General features: G+C 67.6%; 19 protein-coding genes, 3 tRNA genes and 1 pseudogene. 15 read left to right on the top strand and 8 right to left on the bottom strand.

The window, feature by feature from the left end; genetic code table 11:
• Positions 1–53: 53 nt before the first annotated feature.
• Together DYZ02_RS09275 and DYZ02_RS09270 are read left to right on the top strand one after the other, a co-directional pair.
• Positions 54–266: pseudogene (locus DYZ02_RS09275) on the top strand (amino acid deaminase/aldolase); the annotation flags it as partial.
• On the top strand, positions 263–1,564 hold the full coding sequence (locus tag DYZ02_RS09270; protein WP_115685979.1) for a D-arabinono-1,4-lactone oxidase: 1,302 nt from the start codon (positions 263–265) through the stop codon (positions 1,562–1,564). The pseudogene DYZ02_RS09275 and the gene DYZ02_RS09270, both read left to right, overlap by 4 nt.
• Here the strand turns inward: DYZ02_RS09270 and DYZ02_RS09265 are convergent.
• The 5 genes from DYZ02_RS09265 to DYZ02_RS09245 all read right to left on the bottom strand — a co-directional run bounded on the left by DYZ02_RS09265 (position 1,561) and on the right by DYZ02_RS09245 (position 7,155).
• Positions 1,561–2,193: a DUF8185 domain-containing protein gene (locus DYZ02_RS09265; RefSeq protein ID WP_115685978.1), complete on the bottom strand. Its 633-nt coding sequence runs from the start codon at positions 2,191–2,193 to the stop codon at positions 1,561–1,563. The two genes, DYZ02_RS09270 and DYZ02_RS09265, sit on opposite strands and share 4 nt — an antisense overlap.
• Positions 2,190–2,612: an acyl-CoA thioesterase gene (locus tag DYZ02_RS09260; RefSeq protein WP_115685977.1), complete on the bottom strand. Its 423-nt coding sequence runs from the start codon at positions 2,610–2,612 to the stop codon at positions 2,190–2,192. The genes DYZ02_RS09265 and DYZ02_RS09260 overlap by 4 nt, the downstream gene beginning before the upstream one ends.
• A gap of 11 nt (positions 2,613–2,623) precedes the next feature.
• Complete coding sequence (gene ettA, locus DYZ02_RS09255; protein WP_115685976.1) at positions 2,624–4,294, bottom strand: energy-dependent translational throttle protein EttA; 1,671 nt, start codon at positions 4,292–4,294, stop codon at positions 2,624–2,626.
• A 67-nt stretch (positions 4,295–4,361) separates the two neighbouring features.
• Positions 4,362–4,946, bottom strand: a complete 585-nt coding sequence (locus tag DYZ02_RS09250; protein WP_115685975.1) for a single-stranded DNA-binding protein — start codon at positions 4,944–4,946, stop codon at positions 4,362–4,364.
• A gap of 190 nt (positions 4,947–5,136) precedes the next feature.
• Positions 5,137–7,155: a bifunctional copper resistance protein CopD/cytochrome c oxidase assembly protein gene (locus tag DYZ02_RS09245; RefSeq protein ID WP_115685974.1), complete on the bottom strand. Its 2,019-nt coding sequence runs from the start codon at positions 7,153–7,155 to the stop codon at positions 5,137–5,139.
• A gap of 112 nt (positions 7,156–7,267) precedes the next feature.
• Between DYZ02_RS09245 and DYZ02_RS09240 the strand changes: the two genes are divergently transcribed.
• From DYZ02_RS09240 to DYZ02_RS09195, 12 genes are all read left to right on the top strand, one after another.
• A tRNA-Arg gene (locus DYZ02_RS09240) sits at positions 7,268–7,341 on the top strand.
• 122 nt (positions 7,342–7,463) lie between these two features.
• The gene (locus DYZ02_RS09235; RefSeq protein WP_115685973.1) at positions 7,464–7,943 is read left to right on the top strand and encodes a hypothetical protein; all 480 of its coding nucleotides are present in this window, start codon (positions 7,464–7,466) and stop codon (positions 7,941–7,943) included.
• Between the two features lie 76 nt (positions 7,944–8,019).
• Positions 8,020–8,151 carry a hypothetical protein gene (locus tag DYZ02_RS11685; protein ID WP_281268991.1) on the top strand — a complete coding sequence of 44 codons (132 nt, stop codon included), beginning with the start codon at positions 8,020–8,022 and terminating at the stop codon, positions 8,149–8,151.
• Between the two features lie 2 nt (positions 8,152–8,153).
• Positions 8,154–8,288, top strand: a complete 135-nt coding sequence (locus tag DYZ02_RS11680; RefSeq protein WP_281268990.1) for a hypothetical protein — start codon at positions 8,154–8,156, stop codon at positions 8,286–8,288.
• Positions 8,289–8,436: 148 nt separating this feature from the next.
• Entirely contained in the window at positions 8,437–9,819 is a 1,383-nt protein-coding gene (locus DYZ02_RS09230; protein WP_425451019.1) for an MFS transporter, read from the top strand.
• A 21-nt stretch (positions 9,820–9,840) separates the two neighbouring features.
• On the top strand, positions 9,841–10,248 hold the full coding sequence (locus DYZ02_RS09225) for a hypothetical protein (RefSeq protein ID WP_147291503.1): 408 nt from the start codon (positions 9,841–9,843) through the stop codon (positions 10,246–10,248).
• Complete coding sequence (locus DYZ02_RS09220; RefSeq protein ID WP_115685970.1) at positions 10,245–10,553, top strand: transcriptional regulator; 309 nt, start codon at positions 10,245–10,247, stop codon at positions 10,551–10,553. Before DYZ02_RS09225 ends, DYZ02_RS09220 begins: the two co-directional genes overlap by 4 nt.
• A gap of 174 nt (positions 10,554–10,727) precedes the next feature.
• Positions 10,728–11,264 (top strand): hypothetical protein, encoded by a 537-nt coding sequence (locus DYZ02_RS09215; protein WP_115685969.1) that lies wholly within the window; start codon positions 10,728–10,730, stop codon positions 11,262–11,264.
• Positions 11,265–11,274: 10 nt separating this feature from the next.
• Positions 11,275–11,502, top strand: a complete 228-nt coding sequence (locus tag DYZ02_RS09210) for a helix-turn-helix domain-containing protein (protein WP_181896990.1) — start codon at positions 11,275–11,277, stop codon at positions 11,500–11,502.
• A 13-nt stretch (positions 11,503–11,515) separates the two neighbouring features.
• Positions 11,516–12,322, top strand: coding sequence for a mycolate reductase (cmrA, locus tag DYZ02_RS09205; protein WP_115685967.1), 807 nt, complete (start codon positions 11,516–11,518; stop codon positions 12,320–12,322).
• Positions 12,323–12,952: an oligoribonuclease gene (gene orn, locus DYZ02_RS09200; protein ID WP_425451018.1), complete on the top strand. Its 630-nt coding sequence runs from the start codon at positions 12,323–12,325 to the stop codon at positions 12,950–12,952.
• A 49-nt stretch (positions 12,953–13,001) separates the two neighbouring features.
• Positions 13,002–13,074: transfer RNA gene (locus DYZ02_RS09195), tRNA-His, on the top strand.
• A 110-nt stretch (positions 13,075–13,184) separates the two neighbouring features.
• Here DYZ02_RS09195 and DYZ02_RS11675 read toward each other — a convergent pair.
• Entirely contained in the window at positions 13,185–13,688 is a 504-nt protein-coding gene (locus tag DYZ02_RS11675) for an MFS transporter (protein ID WP_281268988.1), read from the bottom strand.
• 236 nt (positions 13,689–13,924) lie between these two features.
• Complete coding sequence (locus DYZ02_RS09185; protein WP_115685966.1) at positions 13,925–15,073, bottom strand: L,D-transpeptidase; 1,149 nt, start codon at positions 15,071–15,073, stop codon at positions 13,925–13,927.
• A gap of 316 nt (positions 15,074–15,389) precedes the next feature.
• On the opposite strand from DYZ02_RS09185, the gene DYZ02_RS09180 reads away from it, so the two are divergent.
• Positions 15,390–15,462: transfer RNA gene (locus DYZ02_RS09180), tRNA-Lys, on the top strand.
• On the opposite strand, the gene DYZ02_RS09175 is transcribed toward DYZ02_RS09180, so the two are convergent.
• Positions 15,428–15,730: a helix-turn-helix domain-containing protein gene (locus DYZ02_RS09175; RefSeq protein WP_115686450.1), complete on the bottom strand. Its 303-nt coding sequence runs from the start codon at positions 15,728–15,730 to the stop codon at positions 15,428–15,430. The genes DYZ02_RS09180 and DYZ02_RS09175 overlap by 35 nt on opposite strands.
• Between the last annotated feature and the right edge of the window lie 24 nt (positions 15,731–15,754).

The following is a 15,754-nucleotide window of genomic DNA, read 5'->3' as shown; positions in this document are numbered from 1 at the left end:
CCACCGAGTCGCTCGTCGCCAGCGTCAGGTGTGTCTAAGAGCCGGCCGCCCCCCCGCCCGGCCTGCGCCACTCGGCCACCGAGGGCGCCGGCGAAGTGCAGACCCCGCTTCGGGGCGGGGACCTCCGCATCGGCGACCTAGTCTGGTTCCGCCACGCCAAGGCGGGCGAGATGACCGAGCACGTCGACCGGCTCACCGCCGTCCACCCGGACGGCACCCACGAAACGTGGGACACCTACCGAGGCCAAGGATGGACCTTCCGATGACCCGCACCCGCTTCCGCAACTGGTCCGGCTCCGTCACCACGAACCCGGCGGCCTTCCACTACCCCGCCACCGTCGAGGAGGTCAGCGCGCTGGTGCGCTCCCTCGCGCCCGGCGAGAGCATCCGCCCCGTCGGCGGCGGGCACTCGTTCACCCCCTGCGCCGCCGGCGAGCAGCACATGCTGAGCCTGGACAGGCTCTCGGGGGTGGTCAGCGTCGACCGCGGGCGCAAGCGCGTGCGCTTCCTCGCGGGGACGCGGCTGCGGGACGTCGCGAAGCTGCTCGCCCCCTTCGGCCTGGCCCTGGCGAACCAGGGCGACATCGACGTTCAATCGGTCGCGGGCGCCGTGTCCACCTCCACCCACGGCACGGGCATCGCCTGGACGGGCTTCGCCGGCACCGTCACCGCGCTCACGCTTGTCGACGCCACCGGCACCCTCCGGGAGTACTCCCTCGACGACGACCCGGACACGCTGCACCTGGTCACCGTCGCCCTCGGCTCCCTCGGCATCGTCGTGGAGGTGGAGATGGCCTGCGTCGATGCCTTCGACCTGCTGGCCGAGGAGGGCACCGACAACATCGACGACGTGCTGGATTCGTGGGACGAGCGCACGCGCGCCGTCGACCACTTCGAGGCCTTCTGGTTCCCCCACACCGACCTCGCGATGGTGAAGAACAACACCCGCCTCGAGCCCGACCCGGAGCAGAAGGGCCGCGGCTGGCTGACCCGCGTCTTCGAGGAGGAGGTGGTGGGCAACGGCGCCTTCGCCGCCGCCCTCGCGGTGGGACGGGTGGCGCCCCGGGCGGTGCCCTTCCTCAACGGCGTGGCCGTCGGGGCGATGGGCGCGTCGACCTACCGCTCGCGCGCCCACGAGGTCTTCGCCACGCCGCGGCGCGTGCGCTTCCACGAGATGGAGTTCGCCGTTCCGCTCCAGGCCGGCCCGGACGCCGTCCGCGAGGTCCGGGCGGAGATCGAGCGCCGCGGCTGGCTCATCCCCTTCCCCCTCGAGCTGCGCTCCACCGCCGCGGACGACGTCGCCTTGTCGACGTCCACCGGGCGCGAATCCATGTACATCGCCATCCACGTGCCCAAGGCCATGAACCCGGCGACCTACTTCCCCACCTTCGAGGCGATCCTGCGCGCCGCCGACGGGCGGCCGCACTGGGGCAAGATGCACACGATGGAGCGCGAGGACTTCTCCCCGGCATACCCGCGCTTCGACGAGTTCTGCGCGCTGCGCGAGCAGATGGACCCGCAGCGCCGCTTCGGCTCGCCGTACCTGCGCGGCCTGTTCGGCTAGGCGAACAGGCCGAGCGAGGTGGAGCGGTAGACGCTGCCGAAGGGGGCGTCGACGCGCACCCACCGCCCCGCGGTGGCGACGCGCAGGTGGCGCGGCACCTCCACGGGCGCGGCGAAGCCGGGGATGAGCCCGAGCGCGGTGCAGGTGAAGATCATCCGCATGGGGATCTCGACCGGGTCGGCGGAGTCGGCATCCGCCGTCACAACGGTCTGGTTGAGCAGGGAGGACGGCGGGCCGAGGGGCCCGGAGAACTGGCGGGCCAGGGCGCGGCCTTCGTCGGCCAGCTGGCGCACCCCGCCGACGGGGATGGTGTCGCGCTCGACAAATCCGCTCTTCGGCGGCAGCGCGCCGGGCCAGTTCGGGTCGCGCGGGGTGCCCACCTCCGCGCTGTTGCTGTTCAGCGCCTCCAGCAGGTCGGAGGCGGCCACGACCGCGCCGTCGCGGGAGGCGACGGCCTCGACGCGCCGTGAGGCGACGCACTCGAAGGGCGTGGTGACGAAGACGTCGACGAACTTGTCCCCCAGCACGGAAAAGCGCGCCGACGCCGCCGCGTCGAGGCCGGTGGCGCGGCCGACCAGAGAGGTCAGCCCCGCCCCGCCGCGGTAAACACGCAGGCTCTCGGTTCTCACTGCCCGTCCTCGGCTGCGCTGCGGGTGAGGATGCCGATCTCCTTCTTCGTGATCGCGCGCGGCGTGGCCGTCGCCATATCCACCACAACGAGGACGCTGGTGACCGTGCAGCAGACGCTGCCGTGGCGGTCGAGGATCTCCTGGCGGGTGGTGAACGAGGTGTTCCCCACGCTGACCACCTCGGTGCGCACGGTGACCTCGGTGGTGTCCGGCATGATCGGGCGGTGGTAGTCCGCCTCGATGTGCCGGACGAAGACGGGCAGGCCCGTGCCGCCGCCGAAGTGCTTCACCCCGAAGGCGATGCGCGCCTCCTGCGAGTACTCGATGTAGGTGATGTTGTTGACGTGGCCGAACCTGTCAACGTCGCCCCAGCGGACGGGCAGGGTGACCTCGTCGGTCAGGTTGGTGGTGTCAGTCACGGGCGCTCCTCCTAGCGGGTCAGGCGGCGGTGGGTGACGCGCGACGGCTTCGCGGCTTCCTCACCGAGGCGCTCGACCTTGTTCTTCTCGTAGTCGCCGAAGTTGCCCTCGAACCAGAACCACTTACCTTCTTCCACGTTGCCCTCCCAGGCGAGGATGTGGGTGCAGGTGCGGTCCAGGAACCAGCGGTCGTGCGAGATGACCACGGCGCAGCCGGGGAACTTCTGCAGCGCGTTCTCCAGCGAGCCGAGGGTCTCCACGTCGAGGTCGTTAGTCGGCTCGTCGAGGAGGATGAGGTTGCCGCCCTGCTTGAGCGTCAGCGCCAAGTTGAGGCGGTTGCGCTCGCCGCCGGAGAGGACCTTCGAGGGCTTCTGCTGGTCCGGGCCCTTGAAGCCGAAGGCGGAGAGGTAGGCGCGCGAGGGCATCTCGTTCTGGCCCACGTGGATGTAGTCCAGGCCGTCCGAGACGACCTCCCACACCGTCTTCTCCGGGTCGATGTTGGCGCGGTTCTGGTCCACGTAGCTCAGCTTGACCGTCTCACCGATGCTCACGGTGCCGGCGTCCGGCTCCTCCAGCCCGACGATGGTCTTGAACAGGGTGGTCTTGCCCACGCCGTTCGGGCCGATGACGCCCACGATGCCGTTGCGCGGCAGGGTGAAGGAGAGGTCCTTGATCAGCACGCGATCGTCGAAGCCCTTCTGCAGGTGATCCACCTCGACGACCTTGTTGCCCAGGCGCGGCGGGGTCGGGATCTGGATCTCCTCGAAGTCGAGCTTGCGGTACTGCTCCGCCTCGGCGGCCATCTCCTCGTAGCGCTCGAGGCGGGCCTTGTTCTTCGCCTGGCGCGCCTTCGGGGAGGAGCGGACCCAGTCCAGCTCGTTCTTCAGGCGCTTCTGCAGCTTCTGGTCCTTCTTACCCGCCACCTCGAGGCGCTCGGCCTTCTTCTCCAGGTAGGTGGAGTAGTTGCCCTCGTAGGGGTAGAGCTTGCCGCGGTCGACCTCGCAGATCCACTCGGCGACGTTGTCGAGGAAGTAACGGTCGTGGGTGATAGCCAGCACGGCGCCCTTGTAGCTCTGCAGGTGGCGCTCCAGCCACAGGACGGACTCTGCGTCAAGGTGGTTGGTCGGCTCGTCGAGGAGCAGCAGGTCGGGCTCCTGCAACAGCAGCTTCGCCAGGGCGACGCGGCGGCGCTCGCCGCCGGAGAGGTGGGTGACGGGCTCGTCGGCGGGCGGGCAGCGCAGGGCGTCGAGCGCCTGGTCGATCTTGGAGTCGACCTCCCAGGCGTCGGCCGCGTCGAGCTCCTCTTGGAGCTTGCCCATCTCCTCCATGAGCTCGTCGGAGTAGTTGGTGGCCATCTCCTCGGCGATCTGCTCGAAGCGCTGCTTCTTCTCGAAGATGTCGCCGAGGCCCTCCTCCACGTTCTGACGGACGGTCTTGTCCTCGTTCAGCGGCGGCTCCTGCAGCAGGATGCCCACGGAGGCGCCCGGGTCGAGGAAAGCCTCGCCGTTGTTCGGCTGGTCGATTCCCGCCATGATCTTGAGCAACGACGACTTACCCGCGCCGTTGGGGCCCACGACACCGATCTTGGCGCCGGGGTAGAAGGCCATGGTGACGTTGTCCAGAATGACCTTGTCACCGATGGCCCTGCGAACGTTCTTCATCGTGTAGATGAACTCAGCCACGTGTAATCCCCTTTAGAGTCGAAAGAATTCTCCACTCAGGGTACATCACCTGCGCACGGTGCGATTTTTAGAACGGCGGCGTCTCCTCGTCCTGCCCGCTGCCCGCGTGACCTGCGGCGTTGGCCGCGGCGGGCGCAGGGGACAGCGCCCCGTCCTCGGCGCTGACGCGGGCCTCGGCGGTCTCCACCGCGAGGTCCTCCGCGGTCTTCAACGCCACCGGCTCCTGGCCCTGGAGCGTGTTGCCGGCCGAGTTGGTGCGCGCCGAGGAAACCTGGAAGTTGCTCAGCTCGAAGGCCACCTTGCTCGCCCTGATCTTGGTGCTGTAGCGCGAGGTGGTGGCCATCTCTCCGTTCTCGCCGGGCGTCTCCTGGTCCCACACGTCCGTGACCAGGTAGCCGGAGACGAGAACGGGGAAGCCGCGGCGCAGGGACGCGGCGGCGTTGACGGCGAGCTGCCCCCAGCACTCGACGTCGATGTAGAGGTTGTCGGTGTCCTGCCAGACGGTGTTGTTCTTGGCGTCCTTCTCGTTCGTCGGGTAGCGGCGGGACGTGGCAACGCGCAGCTTGCACAGTTGGGCGCCGCTGGCGTCGAAGCGCCGGAACTCCGGGTTGGCGGTGAGGTTGCCGCTGATGGTGATGGGCATCTGGGTCATGGAAGTAAGCCCCCCTTATGTCGGTGAATCCATGTGCCGTTGTGTTTCGGTGTTGCGGTGGTGACGTGCCGCGGGCGAGGTGCCGTGGCGGTTTCCAGGGTGGCGTCGAGAAGCGAAAAGCGAAAGGGGGACGAAAAAAGCCTGTGGACAACGCGGAAAGCTGTCCACAGGCGGGAGGAATTTGGCGGTTTTACTTGCCTTGGCCGCCGGCCTGGCTGTATTGGGCGAGCATCTCGTTGTAGCGGCGCCACTCCTCGTCGTCGTCCTCGTCGGCGCGGCGGTCGATCTCCCGCGTCTCCGCCTTGTCCTCGGACAGCCAGAACCAGAAGAGGTAGCCGAAGACGATGACCAGCGGGAAGGAACCGGAGGCCCAGGCGATGCCGCCGCCGTTCTTCTGGTCGTCGAGCAGGTCCGGGTTCCACGGCAGGGCGAGCGAGCGGTAGAACTCCTCCCCCATCACCACGTTGAGCTGCATCAGGTAGACGCCCATGAACAGGTGGATCGGCATGGACACCCACAGCCACGCCAGGCGCACCTTCGCCGAGGAACGGCCCTCGATGTGGTCGGGTCCGATGAGCTCCCAGAAGTAGAAGTACCCGGACAGCAGGAACACCGCGTTCATGATCACGTGCCCGGCGTGCTCGGAGATCATCAGCTCGTAGAGGGGGATGACCAGGTACATGATGTAGAAGAAGAACACGAACTGGGCCAGGGACACCGGCGGCCAGGTGATGATGCGGAGGAAGCGGGAGCGCTCGAAGGACTCCGCCCACAGCCGGGGGTTGAACTCGCCGGCCGGGTAGGCCCGCTTGACCAGGCTCAACGGCGCGCCCAGCACGAGCGCCACCGGAACACCCATGGACAGGATCATGTGCACCACCATGTGCGCCGAGTACGCCGCCGGCATGTGCATGCCGATGCCCGAGGACATCGTCGCCACCACCGTCGCGCAGCCGACCAGCCACCAGACGGTCCTGCCCACCGGCCAGTTGTCCACCCGCCGCAGGAGGTGGAGGTAGTACCCGGCGAGCAGCACGGCGATCGCGCTGTAGAGCAGCTCGGGGCGCCACAGGCCCAGCCAGTTCCAGGTGGTCAGCGGCTCGGTGAGGTTGTAGCCCATCTGCACCTGCATCTGGGACAGGTCGGTGTCGCGCGGAGGCGGCGGCGGGGTCCGGCCGAGCGTGACGGCCAGGCCGCTGATGGCGGCCATGAGCAGGACCTCGGCCGTCGCCAAGCGTGTGAAGGCCCTGCGGTCGCGGCGGATCTGCGGGATGACCACCTGCCTGTGGGCGAAGCCGAACAGGCCGAGGGCGAGCAGGCCGACGAACTTGCCCACGAGCACCCAGCCGTAGCTGTAGGTGGTCAGGTCCTCCGGGCGCACGCGGATCGCCGCGTTGACCACGCCGGAGACGAGCATCACGAGGAAGGCGAACAGGGCGATGCGCGAGTAGCGCTCCACGGCGAGCGGCAGGCCTGGGCCGAGCCTGCGGCCGTGCGCGACGAGCGCCATGAGCGCCCCGACCCAGACCAGCATGAACACGAGGTGCCAGATGTAGGAGTTGGTGCCGAAGTCGTGGTCGCCGCCGGCCGCGGAGTGCCCGGTGAGCCCCAGCGGCATGATCGAGACCACCGCGCCAAGAAACAGCGCGACCTGCGACCACCACGAATGGACCACCAGCGCCGCCACCCCCACGACCAGCGAGATCCCCGCGACGATGAGCCACACCCGCGCGTCAGAGACCTGGCTCAGCGCGAGCTGCCACGACGCCGGCTGCAGCACGACTTTGCTGAAGGGGGTGCCCGAGACGTCGGAAAGCACCAGCGGGATCATGAGCAGCGAAATGAGGGCCACGCCTAACGACGCCCACCCACCCGTCCGGGACGCAATATGCCCGTCAACGGTGAGCCGCGCACCGTTGAGGTCCTCCCCGGTCTGGCGGGGAGGGATGAGGAAGGCCGAGAACATGAACGACCCCGCCGCCAGCGCGGTGAGCACCCACGCCGTGCCCCGGAGGGCCGGCAGGCCGAACGTGGTCGTCGCCCCCGGGTCGGGGATGCCCAGAGCGGCGAGCGACTCGGAGAGGAACATCTCGGAGATGGCACCCGCGACAAGCGCGGCGATCGCCACGGCCGCGACATAGATGGGCCACGCGGAGCGCACTTTGCCCGAAGGACTGGCAGGGCGGGGCCTGGTCACCGTTTCTGACATGCCTTCACCCTACTTTCGTTGGACATGACGGCATAACCGGCGCGAAGCGGGGTGCCCGGAGGCCGTGCGCTACACTGTCTGCGCTGCCCCGGCTTGTTTTGCGGGGCAGCATGCCTCCGTAGCTCAGTGGATTAGAGCAACCGGTTTCTACCCGGCTGGTCGCGGGTTCGAATCCTGCCGGGGGCGCTTTTTCATCATTTCGGCAGGTAGGACACCCTAACCTCACGCAGCATCACGGGGGCGAACTCGGGGCTTTTTGACGGTTTCCTGTCAGCCCCCTGACCGCCGAGTCCGTCACACTGATCCGCATGACCATGTATATCGGCGGCGTGCCCGCCCACCCGCTTGTCGTTCACCTCGCCGCCGTTGCCATCCCCCTCGCCGCCGTCATGTGCCTAGTGTGGGCGCTTCGCCCGGGGCGCTTCTCCCCGTCGTGGCGCCTGGCCACCGTCGCCACCACGACCGTGGCGGCCGTCTCCCTCCTGCTCGCCCGGTGGACGGGCGAGGGCCTGCTGGCGCCCATGGGGCTGAGCGAGGAGAACTTGGGCGACGTGGCCCAGCACGCCCAGTACGCCAACGCCTCCACCGTGGCAACGCTCGCCCTGTTCGTTGTTGCGGTGCTGCTCTACGCCGTCGGCCTGCCCCGGTTCTCGGCGAAGGCGCCCGCGTGGGCGCCGGCTGCCCTGAGGGCCCTGGTGGCCGTGGCGGCGGTCGCGGCGATCGTCGCGGCGGTTCTCGTGGGGCACGCCGGAGCGCAGCTGGCCTGGGCGGATTTCCCGCGGGGCTAGAAATTCCGGGGGCGGCGGGGGAAACGTCGCTAAGCTTGCTTGCATAAGAACCCGACAATCTAAGGAGGCCACGACGATGACCACCCCGCACAAAGACAAGGACAGCTCGCCGGTCCGCGAGGACAGCATCAACGACCTGGGCGATCCGGACGCCGACGGCCAGTTCCAGCGCGAGGTGTCCGCCGAGGACGACAGCGAGGAGGAGTAGGCATGACTGAACCCAACAGCGAGCTCGACAAGCTTCTCGACGCCAGCACCCACCGCATCGGCAACGAGCCGGGCGACCCGAATTCTCTGGCGGAAAGCGAAGAAAAGCACCCGGACCCGGAGGCCGAGGAGGAATAATCCCCCGGTCGCCTGCCCCGCACCGACTAGCGCCACGCGCTGTCCGGAGCGGGGCGTTTTTCTGTTTCGACCCCTTTTCGCCCGCCCCGCGTCCCACTGTGCAAGAATGTTGTTCCATTCACTGAAACAGCGATTCCACAGAGAGGACGTGACAACGGTGGCCACACCCGTGCAGAAGCAGCAGACCACCCCGCAGGATGCCCCGCGGCACACCACCCCGGAGGAGCGCCGCCGCGTGCGCTTCGCCTCCACTATCGGCACGACGATCGAGTTCTACGACTTCTACGCCTACGCCACTGCGGCCGTGGCGGTCTTCCCCTTCCTCTTCTTCCCGAAGGCGGAGAGCTCGACCGTCGCGCTGCTGCAGTCGTTCGCCACCTTCGGCTTGGCGTTCATCGCCCGCCCGCTGGGCTCCGTCGTCTTCGGCCACTTCGGCGACCGCATCGGCCGCAAGGCCACCCTGGTCGGCGCCCTGCTGACCATGGGCATCGCCACCTTCATCATCGGCCTTTTGCCCACCTACGCGCAGGTGGGCATCTGGGCGCCCGCACTGCTGGCGCTGATGCGCTTCTGCCAGGGCCTCGGCCTCGGCGGCGAGTGGTCCGGTGCCGCCCTGCTGTCCACCGAGACTGCCGCGAAGGGCCGCCGCGCATGGGCCGCGATGTGGCCGCAGCTCGGCGCCCCCTTCGGGTTCCTGCTGGCCAACGGCCTGTTCCTCATCCTGGTCACCTGGCTGGGCCACACCCGCGGCGATGTCGAGGGCGCCTTCATGACGTGGGGCTGGCGCATCCCCTTCCTGATGTCCGCCGTCATGGTCGCGGTCGGCCTGTGGGTCCGCCTCCAGGTGGAGGAGACCCCGGTCTTCCAGCAGGTTCTGGAGAACGACCAGAAGGTGTCCTCCCCGCTGTCCGAGGTCTTCGCCAAGGCGTGGCGCCCGCTCGTGCAGGGCACGCTGATCATGGTCAGCTGCTACACCCTGTTCTACATCGTGACCACGTGGTTCCTCTCCTACGGCATCGGCAACGCCGCCGAGGGCGTCGGCCTGGGCATCCCCTACGTTGACTTCCTCAAGCTGCAGCTGATCTGCATCTTCGGCTTCATGATCGGCATCCCCGTCGCCTGCCATCTGGCCGACACCCACGGCCGCCGCCCGGTGCTCGCCTGGACCTCCGTGGCGATGATCGCCTACGGCGTCAGCTTCCGCTGGCTGCTCAACCCCGAAACCTTCACGATGGTCTCCCTGGGCATCTTCCTCTTCATCGGCATGGTGCTCATGGGCCTGATCTTCGGCCCGATGTCCGCCATCCTGCCCGAGCTGTTCCCCTCGAACGTCCGCTACACCGGCTCCGGAATCTCCTACAACGTCGCCTCCATCCTCGGCGCGGCGATCGCCCCCTTCATCGCCACCGCGCTCAACGCCTCCTACGGCCCGCAGGCCGTGGGGATCTACCTGGTCATCGTCACGGTGATCTCGCTGGCCGCGATCCTCTGGTCGCCGGAGACGAAGCACACGGAGATGCACGAGGTGTAGTTCGGCGGTATGTTTTCCAGTGTGGAAAACAAGGAGGCACTCGAGGCGCTGCAGACGGTCCGCGACGTAGAAGCGCGGGCGGCCGCGGCGCCTTCGACATGGCCATGGACGGTGGTCGCGAGTGCCCTTCTGGGCCTCATGATGTTCTGCGCGAAGCAGGAGCTGTGGTTGTGGGCGTTCGGGATCTTCGCCCTCGCCGTCCCGGCCATGCTCGTGGCCGACCGCCGCACACGCGGGGTTCGCTTGGCGATGAAGCAGGAGGTGCGCCCGGACGAGTGGTCGCGGCGCGGTTCCTTCCTGCCGTCCGTGTTCGTCCTCGCATTGATGTTCTTCACCCCCAACGGCAACGTCTGGATCTCCGCCGCGGTCGGAGCGGCCACCGCAGTGGGCACGATGATCTTCGTCGCCAGGGAGCTGCGCCGCCCATGACCCTCGACCCCGTCATCCACCCCATCAACCGCCTCACCATCTGTGCCGCGCTCAACGCCGCGGGCGCCGTCGAGGGCGACACCCGCTACGAGATGAAGTTCGCGCGCCTGCGCGAGATCACCAAGCTTTCCGACGCCACCCTCTCCAAACAGCTGGGAGCCCTCGAGCAGGCCGGGTACGTTACCCGTTTCCGCGAGTACGGCTCAACCCGGGCCAAGGACACGGTGTGGGTCACACTGACCGTCCAGGGGCAGCAGGCGCTGGAGGGCCACCTCGCCGCGCTGCGCGAGATCGCCGGAGAGTAGGCGCTCCACGGCCCGTGCCACTCGACCGATATGCTTTTCGCCGAGCGAAACCCCAGGACGCCCTGCACATCCGTCGAGTGCGCCCGCAAAAAGCGCCCCCTCCCCCTTGCGTGCATATCGATTAGCGATATTATCGAATTACGACAATATCGACTTTCGATAGGAGTAACTTCCATGACCACGACACCCCGCAACGACTTCGCGCAGTCGCTGACCGCCATCTTCGTCGGCACCGTCATCTGGTGCGTCCCCGAGATCATCCACATGGCCCGAACCGGGTCGTTCATCACGCGACTCTCCCCCGCCCTGCCCCAGGGACTGCTCGCGAGCGAGCTCTCCACCGGCGCGGCAACCTTCCTCACCGTCGCTATCGCCCTGAAGTTCGCCGCCCTCGCCGTAACGGCGGCATTCATCGCCAAAGCACTCGTCCCGATGATGAAGGGCCGCGTCTTCGCAGCCTCGAACGCGCGCGACCTCAGCATCGCCACCTGGGCGATGGGCGCGTGGATCGTCGTCCGCCTGGGCGTGGAGGGCATGGCGAACAACATGGCGGCCCACGAGCTGGGCGTGGAGCACTGGTGGAACACGGGCTCCGGGACACCCCTGTCCGACATCGCCCCCGCATTCGCGCTGATAATCACCCTGGGCGTCCTCGTGAGCGTCGTGAAGCGCGGCACGAAGCTCGAGGAGGAGGTCGACGGGCTTGTCTAAGGAACCCCGCGTGGTCTGCCACCTCGACGAGCTCATCGAGGCCCGCGGCATCACGGGCGCGGCGCTCGCCGAACAGGTGGGGATCACCCCGGTCAACCTCTCGGTGCTGCGCAACAACCGCGCGAAAGCAGTGCGCTTTACGACGCTCACCGCGCTGTGCCGGGCCCTCGACTGCCAACCCGGCGACCTGTTCACCGTCGAGCCCGGAGAACCCGACGAGCTCACCGAGCACGACTAGTACGCTGGTTCCTATGAGTTTTCCCTCCCCAAGCATCGACTCCTACGCGCTGGTCACCGGCGCCTCGCAGGGCATCGGCGAGGCCATCGCCCGCGACCTCGCCTCCGCGGGCTACAACCTCATCGTGGTCGCCCGGCGCGAGGAGGTGCTCATGGCGCTCGCGGACGAGCTGAGCGCCACGCACGGCGTCAACGTCGAGGTCTTCGCCGCGGACCTGTCGAAGGAACGCGACGTCACCGCTCTTCTCGACCACATCTCGCAGCGCACCGTCTCCATCTGCATTAACTCCGCCGGCATCGCCTCCTTCGGCCCGTTCATGAAGCAGGACTGGGACTACGAGACGAACCAGTACAACCTGAACGCCACCGCGGTGTTCCGCATCACCAAGGCCGTGCTCGACCAGATGGTGCCGCGCGGGGAGGGCGCGCTGTGCAACGTAGGCTCCGCCGCCGGCAACATCCCGATCCCGAACAACGCCACCTACGTCTTCACCAAGGCGGGCGTGAACACCTTCACCGAGGCCCTCCACTTCGAGCTGAGGGACTCCGGCGTGCACGTCACCCTGCTCGCACCCGGCCCGGTGCGCGAGGCCCACGTGCCCGAGGAGGAGCAGACCATCGTGGACAAGGTGGTGCCCGACTTCCTCTGGACCACCTACGAGTCCTGCTCGCGCGACACGCTCAGCGCTTTACGACGCAACAAGCGCCGCGTCGTCCCCGGGCCCCTGTCCAAGGCCATGGACGTCGTCTCCACCTACGGCCCGCGCGGTGTGATCGCCCCCATCGTGGGCAAGTTCTACGCGCAGATGGGAGAGGAGTAAGTGAACGTGCCCGCCAAGAACGACCGCATCGTCTGGGTCGACCTGGAAATGACCGGCCTCGACCCGGCCCGCCACGTCATCGTGGAGGTCGCCGCCCTTGTCACCGACGCCGAGCTGAACATCCTCGACGAGGGCGTCGACCTTGTCGTCCACGCCACCGAGGCGGAGCTCGCCGAGATGGACGACTTCGTCCGCAACATGCACTCCGAAAACGGGCTGCTGGCCGACATCAAGGCGTCGACCGTCTCGATCGCCGAGGCTGAGGAGGCGGTGCTCGGGCTCGTCGAGAAGCACTGCGACCCCAACCACCCCGCGCCGCTGGCCGGCAACTCCATCGCCACCGACCGCTCCTTCATCCGCGCCCACATGCCGAAACTCGATGCGGCGCTACACTACCGCATGATCGACGTCTCCACCGTCAAGGAGCTCACCCGCCGCTGGTTCCCCAAGGCCTACTACAAGCAGCCCGCGAAGGGGCTTGCGCACCGGGCGCTGGCGGACATCGTCGAATCCATCCGCGAGCTCGACTACTACCGACGCTCCGTCTTCGTCGCCTCCCCCGGCCCCGGCACCGAGGAAGCCGCCGCCTTCGCAACGGAGGCAACCGATGCCTACCAGCGGTTTTTGTAAAATTACCGCACCGTACTAAGGTGTACTCCGCTGCCAAAAAGCAGCGATGGTGGCTGTAGTTCAGCTGGTAGAGCACCAGGTTGTGATCCTGGGTGTCGCGGGTTCAAGTCCCGTCAGCCACCCCGAAGAACCCCCGGTTCCGCGTCATGCGCGGGTCGGGGGTTTAGTTTTCGCGGCCGCGCCCTACACCGCGCCGGGCGGGCTTCGAGAAGCTCGACGAGCCCGGGGAAACTCAGCCCTGCTCCGCAGCCTTGCGCCGCACCACCGTTGCGGCGATCAGGCCAATCGCCAGCGCCACCACGGAGGCATAGAGCGACCACTTCGCGGCCTCGGCGAAGACCACCGCGAGCTGGCCGGTGATCTCCTCGGGCGCGCCGGACGCGCGCAGGCCCGCGATGAGCAACCCCGCGGAGGTGGACAGCGCGGCGAAGGCGGAACCCGCCACGAACACCACCAGCCCGACGAGGAAGAGCGTGCGGCGCCCGAACTCGTCACCGGCCCGCCCGGCCGCCAGGAGCAGCGCCGCGAAGATGACCGAGTACGAGCTGGTCACCCACTGCGCGCCGGCGATGTCCAGGTTCAGTTCGTTGATGATCGTCGGCATGGACACGCCGACGATGGTGCCGTCCAGGACGATCAGCGCCAGCCCCACGGCCAGCACCGCGAGCGCGGCCCACCGGGTCTTCTGTGTCCTGAACTCCTCAAGCTCCTCAGGCTCCTGCGCTGCCGTAACCACAACCCACACCTTCTGCGGCCCGCCCCGGCGCAGCAGCCGCCAGGTGATATTCGTTCAAACATCACCATTGTTCGGAGCGGGGTCCGCCTCCCGCGTCGACCGAACGGTCGATTTCTGGGAGCAGGTTCGTGGACGGGCATCGCGGGTTGATCTCACCGGACTACAGGGCATCTTTCTCGGCGTAGCGCGCGTCCCAGCGCTGCGCGAGGGAGGGTTTTTCCGTCATGGCCCCCACCCTAGAGATTGGGGTTGCCCGCCTCCCACTGGTCCCAGGGGATGTTCCAGTAGCCCAGCCCGTCGGTGCCGCTCAGGGTTCCGCCGTAGGTGTTGACCACCTCGACGGGGTCGCCGCGCTTGACGTTCTGCAGGAACCACGCCGCGTCCGCGGGGCTGGCGTTGATGCAGCCGTGCGACTGGTTCCTCGACCCGAGGGCCCACAGCGCCCAGGGCGCCGAGTGGACGTAGATGCCCGAGTAGGACAGCTGGGTCGCGCTCTTCACGTCCGTGACGTAGCCGCCCGCGTCGAGGCTCAGCCCGTAGGTGCGCGAGTCCATCACAAGCGCCTCGTGCTGGTCGCCCACCACGTAGGTGCCGTTCGGGGTGTCCCACCGGCCGTCAGTGCCCATCGAGACAGGGAAGGACTTGATCACCTCCCCGTTGCGCTTCACCGTCAGGGTCTTCGTCGCGTTGTCCACGGTGGTGATCACCTCGTCGCCGATGGTGAAGTTCGTCTCCGCGTCCTGGGCGCCGTACACCCCGCCGCCCAGGTTCAGCCCGTAGAGGTCCGCGCGCACGGAGACCGCGGTACCCGGCTGCCAGTAGTTCTTCGGCCGCCACCGCAACTCGTAGGGGTCCAGCCAGTAGAAGTCGCCCTCGGTGTCGTTGGACGTCTCCACGGCGATCGCTTTCTCCACCGCGTCGCGGTCGCTCGGCGCGACGGAGAAGCGGATGGTCACCGCCTGCCCCACCCCCACCTCGGAGCCCTCGAGCGGGCCGAGGTAGGCGTAGGTCTGCGCCGCCGGGGAGACGGTGGTGAACGACGAGTCGACGCGGTTACCCGCCCGGTCGACCCCCTCGAAGGTGTAGGTGCGGCCGTAGCCGAGCTCCTCCGTGGTGGACCACTGCGTCATGTCCGCGTTGAAGGCACCCTCCACGCGCTTGCCGGCGTCATTGGTGAGCATCAGCGAGGCCAGCCCGGCGGGCGCCGAGACGGTGACCTCCCGGCCCGGCTCGACCCCCGTTTCCCCGTCTTTCACCGATACCTCCGGGGGCTGGACCTCCTCGGACTCGGCGGCCTGCGAGGTCTCCTCCGAGGCGGCCCCCGGGTCCCCGATCGTGCACGCGGCCAGGGACATCCACGCAACAACCACGCCCACAGCGGCCATGGACCGACGCAACCCACGCGACTTCATCAAATTTTCAACCTCAACGAACGCACCGAAAGCACTGAAAGCACGGGCCGCGCATCACCGACCGCCCCTGCCATCTGGCAACTCGGGGTATTCTATCGCGGCGCTTGCGGGAAAATCTAGTCGTTTCCCAATGACCTCCCTCGCCCGCACCATCACCCGCCCAACGCATGCGAAAAGGTCTGTGAGCAGCGGATTTCATGGACTCAAGCTAAGGTGCTATATTTTTCTTCGTTGCCGAGAGAGCAGCACAGGGCCGGAAGGAATCCTCCGGACCACAACAACAGAATAAGCGCTACTAGCTCAAGTGGTAGAGCAACTGACTCTTAATCAGTGGGTTCGGGGTTCGAGTCCCTGGTGGCGCACCGCACTACCCCCGTCGGGTTCCCCGGCGGGGGTTTCTCCCGTTTCCAGCCAGTTGAAATCGACGCCCGTCGCGAAGGCAATGGCAATCAGTGACGCCCTTCGCGGCGTGCCTTTCCCGCGCTCGATCCGCGCCACAGTGGCGCGGCCGACCCCGGCCTTCTCGCCGAGCTCGTCCTGCGTAAGACCCGCCACCTCGCGCGCCTTCCTCACCCGATCGCAAAGATCGAATTGAGGAACGAAACCGGCCATGTGAATCGCTTTAGTCATATGGCCAATTGTGCCCTTATGCTG

This window comes from Corynebacterium senegalense (genome assembly GCF_900411315.1).
Lineage (GTDB): Bacteria > Actinomycetota > Actinomycetes > Mycobacteriales > Mycobacteriaceae > Corynebacterium > Corynebacterium senegalense.
Note: the sequence above shows the minus strand (reverse complement) of the source record. Positions and strands in the feature narration are given on the sequence as shown.